The organism is Saccharothrix saharensis (assembly GCF_006716745.1).
In the GTDB taxonomy this organism is placed as follows: Bacteria; Actinomycetota; Actinomycetes; order Mycobacteriales; family Pseudonocardiaceae; genus Actinosynnema; species Actinosynnema saharense.
This window is the reverse complement of sequence record NZ_VFPP01000001.1, coordinates 4844284-4867035: the sequence shown is the minus strand read 5'-3', so window position 1 is coordinate 4867035 and position 22752 is coordinate 4844284. Positions and strand designations below refer to the sequence as shown.

25 protein-coding genes are annotated in these 22752 nt (G+C 71.2%); 13 read left to right on the top strand and 12 right to left on the bottom strand.

What is annotated here, in order from left to right:
• Positions 1 to 414: 414 nt before the first annotated feature.
• From sigM to FHX81_RS21480, 5 genes are all read left to right on the top strand, one after another.
• Positions 415 to 1032 carry an RNA polymerase sigma factor SigM gene (gene sigM / locus FHX81_RS21500; RefSeq protein WP_141979859.1) on the top strand — a complete coding sequence of 206 codons (618 nt, stop codon included), beginning with the start codon at positions 415 to 417 and terminating at the stop codon, positions 1030 to 1032.
• Complete coding sequence (locus tag FHX81_RS21495; RefSeq protein WP_141979858.1) at positions 1029 to 1787, top strand: hypothetical protein; 759 nt, start codon at positions 1029 to 1031, stop codon at positions 1785 to 1787. The genes sigM and FHX81_RS21495 overlap by 4 nt, the downstream gene beginning before the upstream one ends.
• A 117-nt stretch (positions 1788 to 1904) precedes the next feature.
• Entirely contained in the window at positions 1905 to 2903 is a 999-nt protein-coding gene (trxB, locus tag FHX81_RS21490; protein WP_141979857.1) for a thioredoxin-disulfide reductase, read from the top strand.
• 31 nt (positions 2904 to 2934) lie between these two features.
• On the top strand, positions 2935 to 3261 hold the full coding sequence (gene trxA / locus FHX81_RS21485) for a thioredoxin (RefSeq protein WP_141979856.1): 327 nt from the start codon (positions 2935 to 2937) through the stop codon (positions 3259 to 3261).
• 170 nt (positions 3262 to 3431) lie between these two features.
• On the top strand, positions 3432 to 4574 hold the full coding sequence (locus FHX81_RS21480) for an N-acetylmuramoyl-L-alanine amidase (protein ID WP_141979855.1): 1143 nt from the start codon (positions 3432 to 3434) through the stop codon (positions 4572 to 4574).
• 274 nt (positions 4575 to 4848) lie between these two features.
• On the opposite strand, the gene FHX81_RS21475 is transcribed toward FHX81_RS21480, so the two are convergent.
• Positions 4849 to 5073, bottom strand: coding sequence for a hypothetical protein (locus FHX81_RS21475; protein ID WP_141979854.1), 225 nt, complete (start codon positions 5071 to 5073; stop codon positions 4849 to 4851).
• A 41-nt stretch (positions 5074 to 5114) separates the two neighbouring features.
• Between FHX81_RS21475 and FHX81_RS21470 the strand changes: the two genes are divergently transcribed.
• Positions 5115 to 5534 (top strand): hypothetical protein, encoded by a 420-nt coding sequence (locus tag FHX81_RS21470; RefSeq protein WP_141979853.1) that lies wholly within the window; start codon positions 5115 to 5117, stop codon positions 5532 to 5534.
• Here the strand turns inward: FHX81_RS21470 and FHX81_RS21465 are convergent.
• Together FHX81_RS21465 and FHX81_RS21460 are read right to left on the bottom strand one after the other, a co-directional pair.
• The gene (locus FHX81_RS21465; protein WP_141979852.1) at positions 5531 to 6289 is read right to left on the bottom strand and encodes an ArsR/SmtB family transcription factor; all 759 of its coding nucleotides are present in this window, start codon (positions 6287 to 6289) and stop codon (positions 5531 to 5533) included. The genes FHX81_RS21470 and FHX81_RS21465 overlap by 4 nt on opposite strands.
• 69 nt (positions 6290 to 6358) lie before the next feature.
• Positions 6359 to 6994 (bottom strand): GNAT family N-acetyltransferase, encoded by a 636-nt coding sequence (locus FHX81_RS21460; protein ID WP_141979851.1) that lies wholly within the window; start codon positions 6992 to 6994, stop codon positions 6359 to 6361.
• Between the two features lie 144 nt (positions 6995 to 7138).
• Here FHX81_RS21460 and FHX81_RS21455 point away from each other — a divergent pair, with 144 nt between their 5' ends.
• Both FHX81_RS21455 and FHX81_RS21450 read left to right on the top strand, forming a co-directional pair.
• A complete protein-coding gene (locus FHX81_RS21455) occupies positions 7139 to 8455 on the top strand; it encodes an aminotransferase-like domain-containing protein (protein WP_141979850.1) in 1317 nt (438 codons plus the stop codon).
• A 13-nt stretch (positions 8456 to 8468) separates the two neighbouring features.
• Positions 8469 to 9413, top strand: a complete 945-nt coding sequence (locus FHX81_RS21450) for a D-alanine--D-alanine ligase family protein (RefSeq protein ID WP_141979849.1) — start codon at positions 8469 to 8471, stop codon at positions 9411 to 9413.
• Positions 9414 to 9516: 103 nt separating this feature from the next.
• On the opposite strand, the gene FHX81_RS21445 is transcribed toward FHX81_RS21450, so the two are convergent.
• The 9 genes from FHX81_RS21445 to rpmH all read right to left on the bottom strand — a co-directional run bounded on the left by FHX81_RS21445 (position 9517) and on the right by rpmH (position 15512).
• Positions 9517 to 10518 (bottom strand): ParB/RepB/Spo0J family partition protein, encoded by a 1002-nt coding sequence (locus FHX81_RS21445; protein ID WP_141979848.1) that lies wholly within the window; start codon positions 10516 to 10518, stop codon positions 9517 to 9519.
• Entirely contained in the window at positions 10515 to 11423 is a 909-nt protein-coding gene (locus tag FHX81_RS21440; protein ID WP_141984054.1) for a ParA family protein, read from the bottom strand. Before FHX81_RS21440 ends, FHX81_RS21445 begins: the two co-directional genes overlap by 4 nt.
• A gap of 116 nt (positions 11424 to 11539) precedes the next feature.
• Positions 11540 to 12217, bottom strand: a complete 678-nt coding sequence (gene rsmG / locus FHX81_RS21435) for a 16S rRNA (guanine(527)-N(7))-methyltransferase RsmG (RefSeq protein ID WP_141979847.1) — start codon at positions 12215 to 12217, stop codon at positions 11540 to 11542.
• Positions 12218 to 12381: 164 nt separating this feature from the next.
• On the bottom strand, positions 12382 to 12840 hold the full coding sequence (locus FHX81_RS21430) for an NUDIX domain-containing protein (protein ID WP_141979846.1): 459 nt from the start codon (positions 12838 to 12840) through the stop codon (positions 12382 to 12384).
• A 299-nt stretch (positions 12841 to 13139) separates the two neighbouring features.
• Positions 13140 to 13682 (bottom strand): Jag family protein, encoded by a 543-nt coding sequence (locus tag FHX81_RS21425; RefSeq protein ID WP_141979845.1) that lies wholly within the window; start codon positions 13680 to 13682, stop codon positions 13140 to 13142.
• Between the two features lie 18 nt (positions 13683 to 13700).
• The gene (yidC, locus tag FHX81_RS21420) at positions 13701 to 14741 is read right to left on the bottom strand and encodes a membrane protein insertase YidC (protein ID WP_141979844.1); all 1041 of its coding nucleotides are present in this window, start codon (positions 14739 to 14741) and stop codon (positions 13701 to 13703) included.
• A gap of 3 nt (positions 14742 to 14744) precedes the next feature.
• The gene (yidD, locus tag FHX81_RS21415) at positions 14745 to 15017 is read right to left on the bottom strand and encodes a membrane protein insertion efficiency factor YidD (protein ID WP_073897786.1); all 273 of its coding nucleotides are present in this window, start codon (positions 15015 to 15017) and stop codon (positions 14745 to 14747) included.
• Positions 15014 to 15355, bottom strand: coding sequence for a ribonuclease P protein component (gene rnpA / locus FHX81_RS21410; RefSeq protein WP_141979843.1), 342 nt, complete (start codon positions 15353 to 15355; stop codon positions 15014 to 15016). Before rnpA ends, yidD begins: the two co-directional genes overlap by 4 nt.
• Before the next feature lie 13 nt (positions 15356 to 15368).
• Positions 15369 to 15512, bottom strand: a complete 144-nt coding sequence (rpmH, locus tag FHX81_RS21405; RefSeq protein ID WP_073897783.1) for a 50S ribosomal protein L34 — start codon at positions 15510 to 15512, stop codon at positions 15369 to 15371.
• 475 nt (positions 15513 to 15987) lie between these two features.
• On the opposite strand from rpmH, the gene dnaA reads away from it, so the two are divergent.
• From dnaA to FHX81_RS21380, 5 genes are all read left to right on the top strand, one after another.
• A complete protein-coding gene (dnaA, locus tag FHX81_RS21400; RefSeq protein WP_141979842.1) occupies positions 15988 to 17562 on the top strand; it encodes a chromosomal replication initiator protein DnaA in 1575 nt (524 codons plus the stop codon).
• Between the two features lie 1118 nt (positions 17563 to 18680).
• Positions 18681 to 19817: a DNA polymerase III subunit beta gene (gene dnaN / locus FHX81_RS21395; protein WP_141979841.1), complete on the top strand. Its 1137-nt coding sequence runs from the start codon at positions 18681 to 18683 to the stop codon at positions 19815 to 19817.
• Between the two features lie 41 nt (positions 19818 to 19858).
• On the top strand, positions 19859 to 20773 hold the full coding sequence (gnd, locus tag FHX81_RS21390) for a phosphogluconate dehydrogenase (NAD(+)-dependent, decarboxylating) (RefSeq protein ID WP_141979840.1): 915 nt from the start codon (positions 19859 to 19861) through the stop codon (positions 20771 to 20773).
• A gap of 4 nt (positions 20774 to 20777) precedes the next feature.
• Positions 20778 to 21920, top strand: a complete 1143-nt coding sequence (gene recF / locus FHX81_RS21385; RefSeq protein ID WP_141979839.1) for a DNA replication/repair protein RecF — start codon at positions 20778 to 20780, stop codon at positions 21918 to 21920.
• A gap of 118 nt (positions 21921 to 22038) precedes the next feature.
• Positions 22039 to 22539, top strand: coding sequence for a DciA family protein (locus tag FHX81_RS21380; RefSeq protein ID WP_170232120.1), 501 nt, complete (start codon positions 22039 to 22041; stop codon positions 22537 to 22539).
• The last annotated feature ends 213 nt before the right edge of the window (positions 22540 to 22752 follow it).

Sequence of the window (22752 nt, the reverse complement as noted above, 5' to 3'; positions counted from 1 at the left end):
CCCGGCGGCGAGGGTGGCGGCCGGTGCTCCCTCGCGGGAGCCGTGGAGCTCGCGCAGGCGCGCGGTGAGGGTGGGGCTCCCGATCACCGGGTCGTGCCGGGCGGCGGCGGCCACGAACGCGGTGCGGGGCGCGGTCGGCGCCGACTGGCCGACCTCCCGTGCGGCGACCGTGCGGGCGAGTCCCGCGGTGGACTCCTCGTGCTGGTCGAGGGCCGGGTCCTCCTCGCGCCGACGGGCTGTGGAAGCCGGCCGAGTCCGGGCCGGGCGTCGACACCGGCTGCTCCATCAGCTGGATCCAGCTCCACTACTGACCCCCGGAGTGACGGGTGGTGGGCGTCGCGGTGCCCACCACCCGTGCCCGTCCACCTCGCAGGTGATCGGAGTGGTGTCGTCCCAGCCCGATAGGCTCCCCGCGTGACCGCCGCAGCCAGCTCGGACGCAGACCTCATCACGGCGCACGCCGCGGGTGACCCGCACGCCTTCTCCGAGCTCGTGCGCAGGCACCGGGATCGCATGTGGGCCGTCGCGCTGCGCACGTTGCGCGACCCCGAAGAGGCCGCGGACGCGTTGCAGGAGGCGTTCATCTCCGCCTTCCGCGCCGCCGCGAGCTTCCGGGCCGAGTCCCAGGTCACGACCTGGCTGCACCGAATAGTCGTCAACGCCTGCCTGGACCGGATGCGCAGGCGACAAACCAGGCCGACCGTGCCGCTGCCCGAAGCGGGCCCCGGCGAGCCGGTCGCGCCGCGCGACGCGATGGCCGAGCGCGAGACCCGCCTGGTGGTCCAGGCCGCCCTCAACGAGCTGCCCGAGGAGCAGCGCGCCCCGATCGTGCTGGTCGACGTGGAGGGCTACTCGGTGGCGGAAACGGCCCAGCTCCTGGGCATCGCGGAGGGCACCGTCAAGTCGCGGTGCGCCCGCGGACGGGCCAAGCTCGCCAAAGTTCTGGGGCACCTCCGGAACCAGGGTGCAGAAGCGAACGTCCCACTGAACGATGTGCAGGTGCAACAGGGACGTCAGTTGGAGGAACGATGACCGGCAATGCGCGGCGTTCAGGGCCGCCGTGGTCCGTCGACCTGCTGGCTGATCTGCACGCGGGGGCCCTGGACCCGCGGACCGAGGCCGAGCTGCGGCCGCTGGTCGAGAACGACCCCGAGGCGCAGGCGATCCTGGCCGCCCTCGACGCGACGCTCGACGACCTGCACGACCTGCCGCCCATCCCGATGCCGCGCCACGTGGCCGAGCGGATCGACGCGGCGCTGGCCGAGGAAGCGCGCCCGAGCGCGCCGGTCATCGACTTCGCGCAGGCCAAGGCCAGGCGCGCCAAGCGGCTCGGCTGGGGCGCGGGACTCCTCGCGGCGGCCGCGGTCGCCGTCGGCGTCGCCGTGATGACGATCCCGCGGGACACCACCGCGGGTGACGGCGGGCTCGCCCAGGAGGACACGACCCAGAACGCCCCGGTCACGGGCAGCGCCCAGCCGCCCGGCGGCGCCGACCTGCCCGCGGTGCGCGGCGAGAACTTCGGCCCGGTCGTCGGCGACGTGCTCAAGGCGCAGAACTACGGCCCGCTGGAGAACCAGGAGAAGCTGGCCGACTGCCTGCGCGGCGCGAACATCACGGCGGGCAAGCCGCTCGGGGTCAGCCCCATCACGCTGGACGACAAGCCGGCCGTGATGGCCATCCTGCCCGCGGGCGCTCCCGGCGCGTACCGGATCGTGGTCGTCGACCCGCGCACGTGCGGTCCGGACAACCCCGACGGGGTCCTGGCGAACAGCACGATCGAGCCGTAGCCGAGGGGCGTTGCCCAGCTCACCGTGAAGGCGTGGAATTACCGCGCCCTACGATCCGTTGTGCGAAGTGCCGGGCCTGGTGATCCAGGTCCGTCAAGCGACTAACGGAGGTCGAGGGTGTCGGACGTTCGGAACCTGATCGTCGTGGGATCGGGGCCCGCCGGGTACACCGCGGCGGTCTACGCGGCGCGTGCCCAGCTCGAACCGCTGGTGTTCGAGGGCTCGCAGTACGGCGGCGCGCTGATGACCACGACCGAAGTCGAGAACTACCCCGGTTTCCGCGACGGCATCATGGGCCCCGACCTCATGGAGCAGATGCGGGAGCAGGCCAAGCGCTTCGGCGCCGAGCTGCGCGCGGAGGACGTCGAGGCCGTCGAGCTGGACGGCCCGGTCAAGTACGTGACCGCGAACGGCAAGCGCTACGCCGCCCGCGCGGTCATCCTGGCCATGGGCGCGGCGGCCCGCTACCTGCACGTCCCCGGCGAGCAGGAGCTGCTCGGCCGCGGCGTGTCGGCCTGCGCCACGTGCGACGGCTTCTTCTTCCGCGACCAGGACATCGCGGTGATCGGCGGCGGCGACTCGGCGATGGAGGAGGCGACGTTCCTGACCAGGTTCGCCCGGTCCGTCACGGTCATCCACCGCCGCGAGGAGTTCCGCGCCTCCAAGATCATGCTGGAGCGCGCGCGGAGCAACGAGAAGATCAAGTGGCTGCTCAACGCCGAGGTGGTCGAGGTGCTGGGCCAGGACTCCGGCACGGTGGCCGGCGTGAAGACCCGCGACACCCGCACCGGTGAGGTCACCGAGCACCCGTTCACCGGCTTCTTCGTCGCGATCGGCCACGACCCCCGCAGCGAGCTGGTCAAGGGCCAGGTCGAGCTGGACGGCGAGGGTTACGTCCAGGTCATCGGCCGCACGACTCACACGAACGTGGACGGGGTGTTCGCCGCGGGCGACCTCGTCGACCACACCTACCGCCAGGCGATCACCGCCGCCGGCTCGGGCTGCGCCGCCGCGATCGACGCGGAGCGCTGGCTCGCCGAGCACGGGACCACGGAGGCCGCCGTCACCGCCGAGCACGTCGGCGGCGGCTACGGCGAGCCCGTCACCACCAGCTGAACCCCACCTTTCTTCGAGGGAGAGAAACGACATGGCAGGCACCCCCGTGGTCACGTCCGCTCAGACGTTCACCGATGACGTGCTGACCAGCGACAAGCCGGTACTGGTCGACTTCTGGGCGACCTGGTGCGGCCCGTGCAAGATGGTCGCCCCGGTGCTCGAGGAGATCGCCGCCGAGCACCCCGACAAGATCACCATCGCGAAGCTCGACATCGACGCCAACCCGTCGATCGCGCGGGACTACCAGATCATGTCGGTGCCGACCATGATCCTGTTCCAGGGCGGCAAGCCGGTGAAGCAGATCGTGGGCGCGAAGCCGAAGGCCGCGCTGCTCAAGGACCTGTCCGACGTGCTCTGAGTGCAACCAACCGGGTGACCCGTCCGTCTTCACGGAAGATGGACGGGTCACCCTTTTGTGGAGCCGTCACCACTCGCAGTAGCCCCATCCGTGGCATCGCCGCGAGCAAGGCACAATAGGGCGTCAAGTTCGCGTCGACGGATGTCGGCGCCTTAGTGAGCGAGGGGTGCATGCTGCTACTCCGCCGCGGGGATTTCGGTCCGGACGTCGCCGAGGTCAGGGCAACGCTGACGAAGCTCGGTCTGCTGTCCGATCCGCAGCCGTCCCAGGTGTTCGACCTGCCGGTCGAGCACGCGGTGCGCGCCTTCCAGCAGCAGCGGGGCCTGATCACCGACGGTGTCGTGGGTCCCGCCACCTACCGCGCGCTGCGCGACGCGACGTACCGCCTGGGCGACCGCCCGCTCGCGTTCCTCATGGCGCAGCCGGTGACCGGCGACGACGTGTTCGCGCTGCAGGAGCGGCTGCTGGAGCTGGGCTACGACGCCGGACGGGCCAACGGCGAGTTCGGTCAGCAGACCGAGCAGGCGCTGCGCAGCTTCCAGCGCGACTACGGCTTGATCGTGGACGGCATGTGCGGCCCCGACACGGTCCGCGCGCTGCGCCAGTTGCAGCCCAAGGTGCGCGGCGGCCGGCCGGTCTTCCTGCGCGAGCAGGAACGGGTGCGCCGGGCCGGGCCGAGGCTGTCCGGCAAGCGGATCATCATCGACCCCGGTCACGGCGGCGAGGACCGCGGTGTCGTGGTCGACGGCGTGTCCGAGGCCGACGTGATGCTGGACCTGGCCAGGCTGCTCGAGGGCAAGATGGCGGCCACCGGCATGGAGGCGCTGCTCACGCGCGGCCCGAACCACAACCCGGACGAGGGTGAACGGGCCCGGTTCGCCAACGAGGCGGGCGCGGACCTGATCCTGTCCCTGCACGCCGACCGCAACGCCTCACCGCTGGCGTCGGGTGTGGCGACGTTCCACTTCGGGACGGGCAACGGCACGTCGTCCACGGTTGGCGAGGCGCTGGCCGGGTTCATCCAGCGGGAGATCGTGGCGCGGACGGGCATGCTCGACTGCCGCACCCACCCCAAGACGTGGGACATGCTGCGGATGACCCGCTGCACGGCCGTCCGGGTCGAGGTGGGCTACCTGACCAACACGGGCGACCGCCAGCGCCTGGCGAACCCGTCGTTCCGCGACGTGGTCGCCGAGGGCATCCTGGTCGCGGTGAAGCGCCTGTACCTGCTCGGCAAGGACGACCAGCCGACCGGCACGTTCACCATGGACGACCTGCTGCGGCACGAGGTGGCCACCGGCAAGCTCCGCTGATCCCGGAGTCACCGGCTCGCCGGGGGTCCGCCGCCGTGACGGCGCGGACGTGCTCGTGACCCGCGAGGACCGGGTGCGGTCCGCCTCGGAGGGCTCGGTTGCGGCGGCAACGTCGTGCGGAACGTGCCGGCCCGGGAGATCGCCGGGCGAACGCTCGTCCAGTGGCAGTACGAGGTCACGGCCGGCCGCACCCGGTTCTGTCCCGACCCGGACAAGCGGGTCGTCCGGGTGGTGTCGGCGAGCACGGATCACCCGAAGGCGACCGGACGGGCGACTAGTGGCCCGTCAGCACGTCCACCACCCGGGCGACGGCGTCCTCGTCGTCCGCCCGGTTCTGGGCGCGCAGGTCCAGCATCAGGTCGGTGAGCTCGTCCACCAGTTGTCCGGCCGCGATGCCCTGGTCCTGCCAGCCGTCGAGCAGTGTGCGAATCTTCACGAAGTCCCGCGAGCCCTCGATGATCGCGAGCACCTCGCGCTGGATCTCCACCCCCACGTCCACGAGTCGATCTTATTGGCCGGCCACCGCCGGTGAGGAGCACGATGGAGTTCTACCGCCTCGAACCCGAGGTCGCCGGTGTGCTGGACGAGGGGACCGTGATCGACGCCGCGGCCCAGCCGCCGCGCGTCGAAGCGGTGCACTACGAGATCACCGACTGGACGGGTGACGACCTGGTCGAGGCGTTCCCCGTCTACCTGGTGACCGACGACCTGGCCGACACGCTGGTCGACAGCGGCCTGGACGCGTTCCGCGTCCGCCGCGCCACGGTGACCCTGTCGGACGAGGCGCAGGAGCTGCTGGACGGCCGGGAGCTGCCCACCTTCCACTGGCTGGAGGTGACCGGCCAGGCCGGGGTGGACGACCTCGGCGTGACCGACCAGGGCCAGCTCGTGGTGAGCGAGCAGGCGCTCGACCTCCTCCAGGGCGGCACGCTGGAGAACTGCGAGATCGACCGCTTCTAGCCGGAGTGGGCGGGCATCTCCCACGGGATGCCCGGCAGCACGTGCCCGGTCTCCAGCAGCGACTTCAGGTTCGACAGCACGGCCGCCCAGCCGGACGCCGCCTGCGCGCGCTCGGCCTCGTCGGCCAGCCCCTCGTGCGTCACGGTCAGCCGCACGATCGCGCCGTACGCCTCGATGCGGAACGTGACGGTGGAGGTCACCGCGGGCTCCGCCGGGTCGGCCCACGTCGTCACCAGGCGCCGCGGCGGGTCGGCCTCGACCACCTGGCCCACGACGTCGTCCACGTCCGACCCGTCCGCGCGCCGGTGCGCCCACGGCGACCCCGGCTGCCAGTCGGAGACGTTGCGGTGGCCCCAGTACTGCGCGGTGACGTCCGCGTCGGTGAGCGCCTCCCACACCCGTTCGGGCGTGCTCTCGATGTACGTCACGTACACGAACTCCGGCTTCACGGGTTCCTCCGCTCGTCGTTTCACGTCGCCGAGCAGCCGCAACCGGGGCCGCTCGAACTTGTCCACCCACCGCTCCTGCACCTCGTGCAGCGGCACGGGGTTGAGGTAGTGCAGCTTCTCCCGGCCGCGGCGCACGGTGCTGACGAGGTTCGCCGCCTCCAGCACGGCCAGGTGCTGGGTGACGGACTGCCGGGCCATGCCCAGCCGGGCGCACAGCTCGCCGAGGGTCTGGCCGTTCTCCTCGTGCAGCCGGTCCAGCAGGTAGCGGCGGGTCTCGTCGGCCAGGGCCTTGAACACCTTGTCCACACGGCACGTTATGCAGGCATTTACCTGCATGTCAACCCGAGCGAAGAAAACCCCGGCTCAGGAGGCACATCACACGGGCTTGAAGCTCGGTTCCGCCGCGGTCGACACGGTCACCGAGCTGAGCAGGCGCTCCAGCGCCGCCTCGACGTCTTCCTTCCACGACGACGCGCTGCGCAGCTCCAGCCGCAGCCGCGGCCACCGGGGGTGGGGGCGCACCGTCTTGAAGCCCACCTGGAGCAGGAAGTCGGCCGGCGTCACGCAGCTCGGCCCGTCGACCTCCGGCCGGTTGTCGCCGAACGCCTCGATCGCCTTCACCCCGCGACGGGTGAGGTCCTTGGCCACGGCCTGCACCAGCACCCGCCCGAGACCGCCGCCGCGGAACTCCGGCAGCACCTCGAGGCCGGTCATCAGCACGGCGTCGGGGCTGGCGGGGGAGGTGGGGAAGGCCAACGACCTGGGCACCGCCGCCGGGGGCGCGTAGAACACCGAGCCGGCGGGAATCCCGTCCAGGTAGATGATCCGACCGCAGGAACCCCACTCCAGCAGCACGCTGGAGACCCAGGCCTCCTTCTCGAACTCGGTGTCCCCGAACTCCTCGGCCTGCTCCTTCAGATGGGGCGCGAGCTCCCAGAACACGCAGGTCCGGCTGTGCTTGGAGAGGTGCTCCAGGTTGTCCAAGGTGACGCCCACGACACGACGCGACACCCGGACCTCCAAGCCCCCGAACACATCCCACCACGAGGATAGGCGGATGTGACCCCCGCCCGGAAGCCGGATGCCCCGAACGGGACGGCCGTTACACTCGGGCGGGAACAAACCCGCCGGTAACGCCCACCTACGGAGTTTCCCGTGAACCTACCCGGACAGCCTCCCAAGCAGGGAGCCAGAAGCCTCGACCCCCACCTGCGCCGGTACGCGGCGCGGACGGCGGGCATGACGGCATCGGAGATCCGGGCGCTCTTCGCGGTGGCGAGCAGGCCTGAGGTGGTGTCCCTGGCGGGAGGGATGCCCCACCTGGCAGCACTGCCGCTGGACTCCCTCAGCGCGGAAGTGGCCGACGTCGTCGCCACGGAAGGGCTCGTCGCGCTCCAGTACGGCAGCGCGCACGGCGTGCCCGAACTGCGTGAGCAGATCTGCGACGTGATGGCCCTGGAGGGCATCAACGCCCACCCGGACGACGTGGTGGTGACCGTCGGCTCCCAGATGGGCCTGGACATGGTCACCCGCATCTTCTGCGACCCCGGTGACGTCGTGCTGGCCGAGGGCCCGTCGTACGTGGGCGCGCTCGGTTCCTTCGCCGCCTACCAGGCCCAGGTCGTCCACGTCGGCATGGACGCCGACGGGTTGGTGCCGGAGGCCTTGCGCGAGGCCATCGCCTCGGTGGAGCGCTCCGGCCGCCGGATCAAGTTCCTCTACACGATCCCGAACTTCCACAACCCGGCCGGCGTCACGCTCGCCGTGCAGCGCCGCGCCGAGGTGCTGGACATCTGCCGCGCGCACGGCATCCTCGTGGTCGAGGACAACCCGTACGGCCTGCTGGGCTTCGACGGCGTCACCTACCCGGCGCTGCGCTCGACCGACCCGGACAACGTGGTCTACCTCGGCTCGTTCTCCAAGACCTTCGCCGCCGGTCTGCGCGTGGGCTGGGTGCTGGCGCCGCACGCCGTCCGGGAGAAGCTCGTCCTGGCCGCCGAGTCGGCCACCCTGTGCCCGCCGACCCTCAACCAGCTGATCGTGTCGCGCTACCTGTCGACGCACGACTGGAAGGGTCAGATCAAGACCTACCGCGAGGCCTACCGGGAGCGCCGGGACGCGGCGATCTCGTCGCTCGAGCAGCACATGCCGCTTGGTTCCACGTGGAACAAGCCCACCGGCGGCTTCTACGTCTGGGTGACCGTGCCCGAGGGCATCGACACCAAGGCCATGCTGCCGCGCGCCATCACCCAGCGCGTGGCGTACGCGTCGGGCACCGGCTTCTACGCCGACGGCCTCGGCAGCCGCCAGTTGCGCATCTCCTACTGCTACCCCACGCCCGAACGCATCCGCGAGGGCGTGCGACGGCTCGCGAACGTCCTCAAGGACGAGATCGAGCTGCACGAGACGTTCGGCCCGACCGTGGGCCGCGCCGTCTCGGGCCCGCACAGCCCGTCGCCCGACACCGCTTGATCAGGAGCACACGTTGTCCAACCGCTGGGTCGCAGTCCTGTCCGGGGGCCTTTCGCACGAGCGGGAGGTGTCCTTGCGATCCGGTCGCAGGCTGTCCGCCGCGCTGCGCTCGGCGGGCCTGGTCGTGGAGGAGTGGGACGCCGACGGCAGCCTCCTCACCCGCCTGAAGGAGCACCGCCCCGACGCCGTCGTGGTGGCGCTGCACGGCGGCGAGGGGGAGAACGGCTCGGTCCAGACGATCCTGGAGCTGATGGACGTCCCGTTCGTCGGCACGGACTCCCGCGCCTGCCGCCGGGCCTGGGACAAGCCGACCGCGAAGGCCGAGCTGGCCCGAGCCGGCCTGGCCACCCCCGAGTGGGCCGTCCTGCCGCACGCCACGTTCCGGGAACTCGGCGCGCAGCCCGTGCTGGACGCCATGGTCGACCGCCTGGGCCTGCCGCTGATGCTCAAGCCGGACCAGGGCGGCTCGGCGCTCGGCGCGCACGTGGTCCGGGACGCGGCCCAGCTACCCGCCGCCATGGTCGGCTGCCTGGCCTACGGCAACACCGTCCTGGCCGAGCGGTTCGTGGCGGGGGTGGAGGTCGCGGTGGCGGTGGTCGACGGTCCGGACGGGCCGTACGCCCTCCCGCCGGTCGAGATCGTCCCGGAGAACGGGGTCTACGACTACACCGCCCGCTACACCGCGGGGCTCACCGACTTCCACGCCCCGGCCCGGCTCGACGACAAGGCGGCGCAGGCGGTCGGTGAGCTGGCGGTGGCCGCGCACCGGCTGCTGGGGCTGCGGGACGTGTCGCGGACCGACGCGATCGTCGCGCCGGACGGGACGGTCCACTTCCTGGAGGTGAACGTCTCGCCCGGCCTGACCGAGACCTCGCTGCTGCCGATGGCGGTCGAGGCGGCCGGCGAGTCGCTGGGGGAGATCTACGCGGGGCTGATCGAGCGCGCGGTGAACCGTTAGACCCCCTCACTCAAGAATGACGGCCCGTGTCCTATTGGACACGGGCCGTCATCGTCACCGTGACAAAAGACCCCTGGGTGATCCCTTGCACCCCGAACGAATCCTAAATGTCCGTTTTTTGCGCCCGGTGGGCTGCTTCCGGTGACATGAGCTGGATGATGCGTTCGAGGTCGTCGACGGACCCGAACTCGACCACGATCCGGCCCTTCCGCTGCCCCAACTCGACCTTCACGCGAGTGTCGAAGTTGTCCGACAGCCGCTCGGCCAGTTCCTGCAACCCGGGTGCCTGCATCGGCTTGCGCCGAGCGGCCTTCGCCTTGGCGGGCTCGGCCCCCTTGGCGAGGGTGACGGCTTCCTCGGTGGCCCGGACCGACATCCCCTCGGCGACGATCCGGGTGGCCAGCTCCTCCTGCACCCCCGGGTCCTCGATCCCCAGCAACGCCCGCGCGTGCCCGGCCGAGAGCACGCCCGCCGCGACCCTGCGCTGCACCGGCAGCGGCAACTTCAGCAACCGGATCGTGTTGGTCACCACCGGCCGGCTGCGCCCGATCCGGTCGGCCAGCTCCTCGTGCGTCACGCCGAACTCCTCCAGCAGCTGCTGGTAGGCCGACGCCTCTTCCAACGGGTTGAGTTGCACGCGGTGGATGTTCTCCAGCAGCGCGTCCCGCAGCATCACGTCGTCGGCGGTGTGCCGGACGATCGCCGGGATCGTCTTCAACCCGGCCAGCTGGGTGGCCCGCCACCGCCGCTCGCCCATGACGAGCTCGTAGGTGTCGGTCCCGGTCGCGCGCACCACGATGGGCTGCATCAGCCCGAACTCGCGGATCGAGTGCTCCAGCTCCCGCAGCGCCTCTTCGTCGAACACCTGCCGCGGCTGCTTCGGGTTCGTGCGAATGGCCGTGACCGGCAGCTCCTGGTACACCGCGCCGGCCACCTCCCCGGTGGGGTCAGGGGAGGGCGCAGGGATGGACGTGCCGTTGGACGACCCGTTGGCCACGCCCCGGGCCGGTGACGACGACGGCGTCGCCGGCGTGCCGGGCGGCGGGCCGCTCGGGATCAGGGCCGCGAGCCCACGACCCAGGCCACCCTTGCGCTGTTCCGTCATGCCGACCTCATCTCCGCGCCGTACTCGGCGATCTCCCGTGCCGCGTCGAGGTAGCTCATCGCGCCCCGTGAGCCGGGATCGTAGGTGAGCACCGTCTGACCGAATCCTGGTGCCTCGGAGACCTTCACGCTGCGCGGGATCACCGTTCGGAGGACCGTGTCGCCGAAGTGGCCGCGCACTTCGCTGGTCACCTGGTCGGCCAGCTTCGTGCGGCCGTCGTACATCGTGAGCAGGATCGTGGACACGTTCAACGTCGGGTTCAGGTGCGCCTGCACCAGCTCGATGTTGCGCAGCAGCTGGCCCAACCCCTCCAACGCGTAGTACTCGCACTGGATCGGGATCAGCACCTCCTGCGCGGCCACCATCGCGTTGACGGTCAGCAGACCGAGCGAGGGCGGGCAGTCGATGAACACGTAGTCCGGCTTGATCGGGTCCAGCGCCTCCGGGCTCAGCGCCTCCTTCAACCGCGACTCACGGGCCACCATCGACACCAGCTCGATCTCCGCGCCCGCCAAGTCGATGGTGGCGGGCACGCAGTAGAGGTTGGGGGACTGGTTGCTGACCTGAGCGGCTTCCGCCACGGACAGCTCACCGATCAGCACCTCGTACACCGACGGCGTGCCGGACCGGTGCTCGACGGCCAGCGCCGTGCTCGCGTTGCCCTGCGGGTCGAGGTCGATGACGAGCACCTTGAGCCCGTGGATGGCGAGCGCGGCGGCCAGGTTCACCGTGCTGGTCGTCTTGCCGACGCCACCCTTCTGGTTCGCGACCACCATGACGCGCCGACGGTCCGGGCGGGGGAGTTGGAGGGAGTCGGGGTGCAGGACGCGGGTGGCGCGTGCCGCTTCTTCCGCGATGGGGGTCCACACGGTGCTGTCTCCTGCCGGTTCCACGTTGTTGGCCAGATCTGGGCTGGGTCCAGGACGGAGCACTTCGCCCGCGCCCACCACACCTTCAGGTTCGGTTTCACGTGGAACACCGGCCGCTTGGAACACCGGGTGCAGGGGGTCGGGGTACACGTTCACCGATCCTTCCTCTTGCGACGCGCGCCTTCACGGCGGCTCGCCTGCTCATCGCGCTCCACGAGCACGACCGTCGTCGGCAGTTCGAGTACTTCACCACCGCAGGTGGTGACGCGCGGTCGGATCCCTCCGGCCCGACGCACCGCCTCGGCGTCGCGTTCCAGTTCTTCCGCGGCGCTCTCGCCCTTGAGAGCGACCAGGCGTCCACCGGGCCGCAGCAGTGGCAGGCACCACCGCGTCAGCCGTTCCAACGGAGCCACCGCGCGGGCCGTCACGACATCGCTGTCGGATAGCTGCTCCCGCACAGGACCTTCTTCGGCCCGGCCGCGCACCACGGTGACGTCCAGCCCGAGCGCCTCGACGCACTCGGTCAGCCACGCCACCCGCCGGGCCATCGGCTCCAGCAGGGTGAGGTCGAGGTCCGGGCGCGCGATCGCCAGGGGGATGCCCGGCAGTCCCGCGCCCGAGCCGACGTCCACGACGCGGGCGCCTTCGGGCAGCAACTCCGCCACGACGGCCGAGTTGAGGATGTGCCGCTCCCAGAGCCGGTCGACCTCCCGCGGACCGATGAGCCCGCGTTCGACGCCGTGCTCGGTGAGCAGTGCCGTGAAGGCGACCGCCTTGTCGTAGTGGTCACCGAAGACCTTCTTCGCGCGGTCTTCCACCTCTGCGGCCATGTCTCCGTCCGGGACGTTTCACGTGAAACCACACCGGACGCCGGCAGCGGCCGGGTGTGGGCGATGGGGTTGGGCGTCTCGCCAAGAGGCGCTGAGCCCCACGAGATGTGCCGGCCCCCACTATGACGGATCACCCCGGCGACACGCCAAATCCGAGTCGCGTTTCACGTGAAACTTTCAATCCGACCGTCCTTCGGCAACACGCGGAGGAGCTCCAACGCGTAGTCGACCGACTCGACGTGGTCCAACGCGGGCACGTCGGCGAGCGGGAACCACGCCGCCTGGTCCGTGCTCCCGTCGACCTCGAACGTCAGCTCGCCGCCGACCACGTGCGCCTCGTACATGATCCGGATGCGGTGGTAGTCGACCTCCACCCCGTCCCGCACCATCGGCCCGTACACGTTCTGGATGCCGAGCAGCCGGTCGACCTCCGCCCGGTAGCCGGTCTCCTCGAACACCTCGCGGACGACCGCGTCGTACGGGTCCTCACCGTGGTCGAGCCCGCCACCCGGCAGGATCCACCGCGGCCGGTCCGGACCGAGCCAGCGGGAGAGCAGCATCCGATCGTCTTCGATGATCACGGCGTAGGCGGCGACCCGGAGGTTGCGGACGTTCCCAGTCATGCCGCGACCGTTTCACGTGAAACGCGACGAAGGGAAGGGATCGGATGTACAAGATCGGACCGGGGTGCTCGGCACGATGGGGCACCCGTACGGCTTGGAGCACGCCACGCCTGGTCTGTGCCGGTCCCTCCGCGGCCTGCGGGCAGCGGGACGTCTGGCGCACGGCCGGGACGTCCCGGAGAACGACGAGCAGCGGACGTGGCTGACCACGTGCACCGGATCCGGCCGCGACTTCCCGGTGAAGCGGAACGGCCCCGACCCCCACGGCGGGGGATCGGGGCCGTTCCGGCAGAACCCGTTCAGGGCTTCGGCAGCACCACCACGCGACGCTGCGGCTCCTCGCCCTCGCTCTCGCTGTGCACGCCCGCCACCGCGGCGACGGCGTCGTGCACGACCTTCCGCTCGAACGGCGTCATCGGGTGCAGCCGCACCTTCTCGCCCGTCGCCACCACCTTCTCGGCCGTGGTGCGGCCGAGGTCGGCGAGCTCGGCGCGCCGACCGGCGCGCCAGCCGGCGATGTCCAGCATGAGGCGGCTGCGCACACCCGTCTCCTGCTGCACGGCGAGCCGGGTCAGCTCCTGCAACGACTCCAGGACCGTGCCGCGGGGACCGACCAGCTTCTCCAGGTCGTCACCGCCGTCGATGCTCACGATCGCCCGACCCGCCTCGACGTCGAGGTCGATGTCGCCGTCGTAGTCGAGCAGGTCCAACAGTCGCTCGAGGTAGTCCCCGGCGATGTCGCCCTCCTGGACGAGCAGGTCCTCCGAACTCCCCGACCGCGCCGGGGGGACCTGGTCGGCCTCCGGTGCGTCCACGTCGGCCGCCTGCAACGTCTCCGACACGATGTCTCCTCTCCAGGGTCAACGACGCTTCTTGTTGCCCTGCTTCTTGCTTGGGGATCGGTCTGGGCTCAGACCGGGAACCTCGGTGGACGGCTTCGCGTCCGGTGCGGACCCACTCGCGTCCGGTGCCGACGTGTCGTCGGCGGCGGGCTGCGTCGACTGGTTACCCGCGGGCTTGCGCTGCGGTTGCGGCTTCTGGCCGGGCTTCGGCTTGGTCACCGGCTTGGCGCCCGGCTTGGGCGCGAGCGCGGACCGCTGCGCGGTCGCCTCGACCTTCTTCGCCTCTTCCTCGCGGTCGATGCGGTGGTACACGACGTACTGCTGACCCAGCGTCCACGCGTTGTTGCTCAGCCAGTACAGCAGGATCGCGATGGGGAAGAACAGGCCACCGACGAGCACACCCAGCGGGAAGATGTAGAGCGTCAGCTTGTTCATGATCGCGGTCTGCGGGTTGTCCGTCGCGGCCTGCGTCTGCCGGGCCACCGAGTGGCGCGCGGTGAAGTGGGTCGCGATCGAGGCGACGATCATCAGCGGGATGGCCACCAGCAGCACCGCGTTGCGGTCGGTGGCGAAGTTCGCCAGCTCGTTCGCGGGCATCGTGATGAACGTCGACAGGTTCGCGCCGAACAGCTTCGCCTGGACGAACGACTCCACGCCCTGGGCGTCGAAGAAGTAGACCTCGCCCCAGCCGGGCCGGAACGAGCGCAGCACGTGGAACAGGCCGATGAACACCGGGATCTGCACCAGCATCGGCAGGCAGCCGCCCAGCGGGTTGACGCCGTGCTCCGACTGGAGCTTCTGCATCTCCTGCGCCTGGCGCTGCTTGTCGTTCGCGTACTTCTTCTTGATCTTCTGCAGCTCGGGCGCGAACTCCTGCATCTTGCGCATCGAGCGGACCTGGCCGACGAACGGCTTGAACAGGATCGCGCGCAGGGTGAAGACGAGGAACACCACGGCCAGGGCCCACGCGAACCCGCTCGACTCGCCGAAGACGTGGCCGAACACCCAGTGCCAACACCACAGGATGAAGGACACCGGGTAGTAGATGAAGTTGAGCACTAGCTACTCCTCGGCAGGAAGGTCGGGGACCGCGTTTCGCCTCGGCGGAACCGGGTCCAGGCCACCAGGGTGCCAGGGTCCGCAGCGACCCAGCCGGCGCAGGGTCAGCCAGGAACCGCGCAGCGCACCGTGGACGGTCAACGCCTCCACCGCGTACGCACTGCAACTCGGGTGGAAACGGCAGGTCGGGGGCAGCGCCGGCGAGATGAACTTCCGGTAGAAGCGCACGGGCAGGAGCAGGACCCGCACGACGGGGTTCACCTGGACGGTCGTCATCGCAGCACCTTGTGCAGCGCCGCGTCGAGGTCACGGCCGAGCTCGGCGCTGTCCGCATCGGCTGACGGTGCCAACGCGCGCACGACCAGCGAAGTTCCGGGCGGCAGCGCGTCGAGGCGGTCCCGCACCACGTGGCGGAGCTTGCGGCTCACCCGGTGGCGGACCACGGAGTTGCCCACGGCCTTGCTCACGACGAAGCCCACCTTGGACGGGTCCAAGGTGGGCTGCGCCGACGTCAGGACGTGCACGACCAGCCGGGGCCGGCCGGCCCGGCGGCCTCGGCGGACCACCAGGCCGAAGTCCTGGCTGCGGGTCAGCCGGTTGGCCGCGGGTAGCACGGCGCTGCGGCGATCAGGCGGACAGCTGCTTGCGGCCCTTGCCACGGCGCGCGGCCAGGATGGCGCGACCGGCACGGGTGCGCATGCGCAGCCGGAACCCATGGGTCTTGGCACGGCGGCGGTTGTTGGGCTGGAAAGTGCGCTTACCCTTGCTCACGGTCGGACTCCCGGTGCTTAACTGCCAAGCAGGTCTGTGGTTGTCCCCAGCGAACAAGCCTTAGGCGCGCGAAAAGCACCCCACGCAAGCGGGAGACGGTTACGAGGGTACGCAGCCCCGGGGGCGCGGTTCAAATCGGGGTCGCACCCAGGTGCGGGGACGGCGGCCGGCCGCCGTCCACCGGGCGGAAAGGGGTTGCGCCCCCGTACGCCTTGTGGCAGGGCCCGCACCTTGTTAGCGTGCTGCCTTCGCGGGTGGATGCGCGTCGAAGCGGGCCCGTCCCACGAGGGACGGCAGCCGCCGCCACGGCCGGCCGCAGGTGCTCGGGAGCAACGGCGGGATCCGCTGCGCCCCGGGCCTCGTTCGTGCACAGTTGTGGATAACTCTGTGGATGCCTCTATTCTCCGTGTCCACGTCGTGGAAGTTCCCCGGGGGACTGACCGCGGAGCCGTCACGAGGGGAGGGGAGCGCGGAGGTGTCCGACCACCAGGCCGATCTGGGTCTCGTGTGGGAGCAGGTCGTGCAGGAGCTCGCTGCCAGCACGTTGTCTCCCCAGCAGCGCGCCTGGATGCGCGTGACCCGACCCATCGGGCTGCTCGACGGGACCGCGCTGCTCGCCGCGCCGAGCGACTTCGCCAAGGAAGCGATCGAGCGCGCGCTGCGCGAGCCCATCACCGCCGCCCTGTCCCGCCGCCTCGGCCGGGCCGTCTCGCTGGCCGTGAAGGTCGACTCGCCCGATCCCGGTCCGGCGACCATCCCGATCCCCGTGCCCGGTCCGCCGCCCATCGGCGCGCCCGTACCCCTGCCCGGCCCGCCGCCCGGCGCGGTCCCGATCAACGGCCTGGCCGTCGAGGCGGAGACCGAGGGTGACGCGGAGGGCGAGGGCGAGGAGGTCGACGAGGAGGGCGAGGCGCTCGCCGCCGTCACCGAGATCTGGCCGACGTTCAGCGGTGGTCACGCCGCGCCGAGCGGCACGCCGTACACGCGGCCCGCCAACCCGGCGTCCTCGCAGACCAGGCTGAACGAGAAGTACAACTTCGACACGTTCGTCATCGGCGCGTCCAACCGCTTCGCGCACGCCGCCGCGGTCGCCGTCGCCGAGGCGCCGGCCCGCGCGTACAACCCGCTGTTCATCTGGGGTGAGTCCGGGCTCGGCAAGACGCACCTGCTGCACGCCGTGGGGCACTACGCGCAGCGGCTGTTCCCGGGCATGCGGGTGCGGTACGTGTCGACCGAGGAGTTCACCAACGACTTCATCAACTCGCTGCGCGACGACCGGAAGGTCGCCTTCCAACGCCGGTACCGGGACATCGACGTGCTGCTCGTCGACGACATCCAGTTCCTGGAGGGCAAGGAAGGGACGCAGGAGGAGTTCTTCCACACGTTCAACACCCTGCACAACGCGAACAAGCAGATCGTGGTGTCCTCCGACCGGCCGCCCAAGCGGCTGGAGACGCTGGAGGACCGGCTGCGGACCCGGTTCGAGTGGGGTCTGATCACCGACATCCAGCCGCCCGAGCTGGAGACCCGGATCGCCATCCTGCGCAAGAAGGCCGCCCAGGACCGCCTGGCCGCGCCCGCCGAGGTGCTGGAGTTCATCGCGGCGCGGATCGAGCGGAACATCCGCGAGCTCGAAGGGGCGCTGATCCGGGTGACGGCGTTCGCGTCGCTGAACCGGCAGCCGGTCGACGTGCAGCTGGCGGAGATAGTGCTGCGCGACCTGATCCCGGACTCGCACGCGCCGGAGATCACCGCGCCGACCATCATGGCCGTGACGGCCGAGTTCTTCAGCGTGTCGATCGACGACCTGTGCGGGCCGGGCAAGACCAAGGTCCTGGCGCAGGCCAGGCAGATCTCCATGTACCTGTGCCGCGAGCTGACGGACCTGTCGCTGCCGAAGATCGGCCAGACCTTCGGCGGCCGCGACCACACCACGGTCATGCACGCGGACAAGAAGATCCGCAAGGAGATGGCCGAGCGCCGCCGGGTCTACGAGCAGGTCCAGGAGCTGACGTCGCGCATCAAGCAGCGCGCCCGCCACACCCCCTGACCTCCCGCAAACGCTTGCCACCCCGTTTCCCGGGGTGCTGACGCGCGCCTGCCCGCGCCGCCGCGACCACCCGCGCCCCGCCTCACCGACCCCTGCGTGCCGGCGGAACGACTCGGGGGGTGGGGGAGTCCGCCGCGATCCGCTCGCGCCTGCGGCACGCCTTGGCACGGGGACCGCCGGCTCCCGGCTCCCGCGCGCGGACCCCGGTGGTGCCGAGCCCGCACCCGAGGATGGTCCCCCGCTCCGCCCGACCGCCTCGTGCAGCCGCCGCCCACGGAGCCCCACCGCCCGCGACCGACTCCCGTACGGACGGGCGGCACCCGGCCCTTCCCGCACCCGGGTGCCGCCCGTCGCACCCGGGGACGACCCGCTCCGCACCCGGGTGCGATCCGGACCCGCCGCCGGCACCCGGGTGCGGCAGCCGTCGCACGCCGCCCGGAGGCACTTCGCAGGCATGAACACCCGGGCGTGGGGGTAGGGACCAGTGGGGGTCATTTCGTGTCCCCCGTGTGAGGTACCTCCGCCCCACCGGGGCCGGGTCCAGGGCGTTCCCGAGGCGCCCCAACGGCCCGGCCCCGCACGACGGCGCTGGTGAACGGCGGGCCACGAGTTGTCCACAGGCCCGGAAAAGTGCCCCATGGGGGGAGATTCGCCCCACCTTCACCCTGTGCAACACCCGGGTACAACTCGGCCCACACCCGGGGATCAACCCGGGGACAACTCGGCCTTCCTGTGGACCGAACGGACGAGCTCCGGAGTTCTCCCCGGGGACGCCGACTTGTCCCCGGGTGACACCCCGTGTCCGTCCACACCTCCAAGCGGGCGACGAGCTGCGAGAACGGCGGTTGTCCACACAATCCACAGCCCTTACTGCTGTTGCTGTTGTCTTCCCTTGAAGAGAAGAACAAAGAAAAAACAGCTGGGGGTCGAGCCCGGGGACGAGCGCTCGGCGAGCGCCTTCCCCCGGGGCAGCCCCGAGGTGACGAAGTCGGCCCCGACGCTCTACGGTGGGGAGCCTCCGCGCCGAGGGTCGGAAGATCCGGCGAGGGCCGCGGCTCCCCAACCCCCACCGCAACGCATGCTGTTGTTGGTCATGCCGACTTGAGGAAGGACGCCTCATGAAGATCCGCGTCGAGCGCGACGGCCTGGCCGACGCCGTCGCCTGGGTCGCCCGCAGCCTGCCGTCCAGGCCGCCTGTCGCGGTGCTCGGCGGAATCCTGCTCGACGCCGGGGCGGAGGACGGCTCCGGCGAGGCGCTGACCGTCTCCGGGTTCGACTACGAGGTGTCCGCCCAGTGCGGCGTCCCGGCCACGATCGCCGACGGCGGCAAGGCGCTCGTCAGCGGGCGGCTGCTGGCCGACATCACCAAGGCGCTGCCCAATCACCCGGTCGAGATCGCGGTCGACGGCTCCCGGATGACGATCTCCTGCGGCAGCGCCCGCTTCAGCCTGCCGACCATGCCGGTCGAGGACTACCCGCAGCTGCCGTCCATGCCGCAGCTCGCCGGGGAGCTCCCGGGCGAGGTCTTCGGCGAGGCCGTGGCCCAGGTCGCCGTCGCGGCGGGCAAGGACGACACGCTCCCGATGCTGACCGGCGTCCGGCTGGAGATCGGCGAGGGCAAGGTGACGCTGGTCGCCACCGACCGCTTCCGGCTCGCCATGCGCGAGTTCCCCTGGGAGCCGAACGAGTCCCTCGGCGAGGTCGCCGTGCTCGTCCCGGCCAAGACCCTGAACGACTCGGCGAAGACGCTCGGCGCGTCCGGCGCGAAGATCGAGTTGTCCCTGGCCGCGAACGACGGCCTGCTCGGCCTGTCCGGCACGGGCCGCCGCACGACCACCCGGCTGCTCGACGCCGACTTCCCGAAGTACCGCCAGCTGCTGCCCACCGAGCACTCGGCCGCCGCGATCATCGAGGTCGACGCGCTGGTGCAGGCGATCAAGCGCGTGTCGCTCGTCGCCGAGCGCGGCACGCAGGTGCGGCTGGAGTTCGTGGACAGCGGCCTGCGCCTGTCCGCGGGCGGTGACGACGAGGGCAGCGCCGAGGAGGAGCTGCCGGTCGAGTACACCGGCGACCCGGTGACCATCGCGTTCAACCCGACGTACCTCCTGGAGGGCCTGCAGGCCGTCCGCACGCCGAGGGCGCACTTGTCCTTCACCACACCCAGTCGGCCCGCATTGCTCAAGCCGGTGGACGAGGATGGGAACGTGGCGCCGGGCTACCTCTACCTGCTGATGCCCGTGCGCCTGCCCGGCTGATCCACAACGCCATCCACAGACGCTAGGGAAGAGGAACGACCGTGCAGCTCGGACTCGTCGGCCTCGGCAAGATGGGCTTCAACATGCGCGAGCGGATCCGCCGCGCGGGGCACGAGGTGGTCGGCTACGACCGCAACCCCGAAGTCTCCGACGCCGACTCGCTCGCCGACATGGTCGGCAAGCTCGCCGCACCCCGCGTGGTGTGGGTCATGGTGCCCGCCGGTGACATCACCCGGCAGACGATCGCCGAGCTCGGCGACCTGCTGGAGCCGGGCGACCTGGTGATCGACGGCGGCAACTCGCGCTTCACCGACGACGAGGTCAACGCCGAGGCGTTGGGCGGCAAGGGCATCGGCTACGTCGACGCGGGCGTGTCCGGTGGCGTGTGGGGCCTGGAGAACGGCTACGGCCTGATGGTCGGCGGCGACGCGGAGCACGTCGAGCGCGCGATGCCGATCTTCGACGCGCTGCGCCCGGAGGGCCCGCGCGAGGAGGGCTTCGCGCACGCGGGCTCCGTCGGCGCGGGCCACTTCGCCAAGATGGTCCACAACGGCATCGAGTACGGCTTGATGCAGGCCTACGCCGAGGGCTTCGAGCTGCTCGAGGCCTCGAAGCTGGTGCAGGACGTGCCCGCCACGATCAAGGCGTGGCAGCGCGGCACGGTGGTCCGCTCGTGGCTGCTCGACCTGCTGGTCCGCGCGCTGGAGTCCGACCCGGAGCTGGACGACCTGCGCGGTCACGTCGAGGACTCCGGCGAGGGCCGGTGGACCGTCGAGGAGGCCATCAAGCACGCGGTGCCCGCGCCGGTGATCTCCGCCGCGCTGTTCGCCAGGTTCGCCTCGCGCCAGGAGGACTCGCCCGCGATGCGCGCGGTCGCGGCGCTGCGCAACCAGTTCGGCGGCCACGCCGTGCAGACCGCCGGTCCCTCGTCCGGTTCCGGCACGACCCAGAGCTGACGAGTTGTACGTCCGGCACCTGCAAGTCACCGACTTCAGGTCGTGGGAGCACGCGGACCTGGCGTTCGAGCCGGGCGTGAGCGTGCTGGTCGGGCGCAACGGCCAGGGCAAGACGAACCTGGTCGAGGCGCTGGGGTACGTGGCCACCCTCGGTTCGCACCGGGTGGCCACGGACGCCCCGCTGATCCGGCACGGCGCACCGCGCGCGGTGGTCCGTGCGGCGGTGGTCAACGAGGGGCGCGAGCTGCTGGTCGAGCTGGAGATCACGGCGGGCAAGGCGAACCGGGCGCGGATCAACCGCGGCCCGGTGCCGCGCCCGCGCGACGTGCTCGGCATCCTGCGCACCGTGCTGTTCGCGCCGGAGGACCTGGCGCTGGTGCGCGGCGACCCCGGTGAGCGCCGCCGGTTCCTGGACGAGCTGCTGACGACCCGCGCGCCGCGGTACGCGGGGGTGCGCGGCGACTACGAACGCGTGCTCAAGCAGCGCGGCGCGTTGCTCAAGAGCGTGCGCGCGGCGCGCAACGCCGACATCGGCACGCTCGACGTGTGGGACGGGCACCTGGCCCGGCACGGCGCGGAGCTGCTGGCCGCGCGGCTGGACCTGGTCGCGGACATCGCGCCGCACGTGGCCGCGGCGTACGCGGAGGTGGCGCCGGAGTCGCGGCCCGCGCGGATCGCCTACCGGTCGAGCCTGGGCGAGGCGTTCCCGTACCCGGTCGCCGGTCCCGACGGTGGCGGTCGCCACGACCGGGACGTGCTGGAGGACGCGTTGCTCGCCGAGCTGCACCGGGTGCGCTCGCAGGAGCTCGAACGGGGCGTGTGCCTGGTGGGGCCGCACCGCGACGACCTCGACCTGGCGCTCGGCGACCTGCCCGCGAAGGGCTACGCCAGTCACGGTGAGTCATGGTCGTTCGCGTTGGCCCTGCGTCTCGGCGGGTACGAGTTGCTGCGTGTCGAGGGGGCCGAACCGGTGCTCGTGCTGGACGATGTGTTCGCCGAACTGGACCGCGGCAGGCGTCGCCAGTTGGCGAAGGTGGCCGCCGGCGCGGAGCAGGTGCTGATCACGGCGGCGGTCGCGGAGGACGTGCCCGAGGAGTTGGACGGGCTGCGGTTCGACGTTCGCCACGGGGAGGTGCGCCGTGTCTGACGAGTTGCCCCGAACGGGTGTGACGGGCCGCACATCTGGGGACAACCCTGTGGATGGTGTGGATAACTCACCGCCCGAAACGGACATATCCACAGTCGGGGTCCCACCAGAGGGTGGTTTGCGGGGTTCGGACCTCGCCCGCGCCGCCTTGGAGGCCGCCCGTGCGTCGGCCAAGGAGCGCGGTGCGCGGGGTGCGCGCAAGGGTGTCGCGGGTGCGGCCGGCCGTCGTCGGCGCCGCCGCTGGTCCGGTCCCGGCCCGGACGACCGCGACCCGCAGCCGCTCGGCCGGATCGCCTCCCGCATCGCCGCCGACCGCGGCTGGGCGGAGCGGCTGGCGGGCGGCCAGGTGTTCGCGCGGTGGCCGAAGCTGGTCGGCGAGGACGTGGCCGAGCACGCGCAGCCGGTAGCGCTGAGTGACGGTGAGCTGACCGTGCAGGCCGACTCGACGGCGTGGGCCACGCAGTTGCGCCTGCTCCAGCGCGACCTCCTCAAGCGCATCGCCGCCGGCGTCGGCAACGGCGTCGTGCAGAAGCTGAAGGTGCAGGGACCGGCGGCCCCCAGTTGGCGGTACGGCCCCAGGCACGTTCCGGGCCGCGGACCACGTGACACCTACGGGTGACCGACGACAGGGCCGCAGCGGCGATCCTGTGGCGCGGTGAGCGCTCATCAGTCGATTCGGACCCCGTGAGCGGCGGTCGGCACCCATCGACGTTCACTTCGGGCCGCCTGTGAGCGAACCAGGGGTGTCCTAAGTGGGTTTCTGTCGGTCCGCCCCGGTAGAATCGTGGGGTAGCGCAACCCAGCGTCGCCCGGCGACGGTCCCAGTCGCGTG

Bases quoted from the DNA above. Each gene is read 5' to 3' on its own strand.
- FHX81_RS21495 (WP_141979858.1), top strand. From the start codon at position 1,029: ATGACCGGCAATGCGCGGCGTTCAGGGCCGCCGTGGTCCGTCGACCTG.
- trxA (WP_141979856.1), top strand. From the start codon at position 2,935: ATGGCAGGCACCCCCGTGGTCACGTCCGCTCAGACGTTCACCGATGAC.
- FHX81_RS21480 (WP_141979855.1), top strand. From the start codon at position 3,432: ATGCTGCTACTCCGCCGCGGGGATTTCGGTCCGGACGTCGCCGAGGTC.
- FHX81_RS21470 (WP_141979853.1), top strand. From the start codon at position 5,115: ATGGAGTTCTACCGCCTCGAACCCGAGGTCGCCGGTGTGCTGGACGAG.
- FHX81_RS21445 (WP_141979848.1), bottom strand. From the start codon at position 10,518: ATGACGGAACAGCGCAAGGGTGGCCTGGGTCGTGGGCTCGCGGCCCTG.
- rsmG (WP_141979847.1), bottom strand. From the start codon at position 12,217: ATGGCCGCAGAGGTGGAAGACCGCGCGAAGAAGGTCTTCGGTGACCAC.
- FHX81_RS21430 (WP_141979846.1), bottom strand. From the start codon at position 12,840: ATGACTGGGAACGTCCGCAACCTCCGGGTCGCCGCCTACGCCGTGATC.
- yidD (WP_073897786.1), bottom strand. From the start codon at position 15,017: ATGACGACCGTCCAGGTGAACCCCGTCGTGCGGGTCCTGCTCCTGCCC.
- dnaN (WP_141979841.1), top strand. From the start codon at position 18,681: ATGAAGATCCGCGTCGAGCGCGACGGCCTGGCCGACGCCGTCGCCTGG.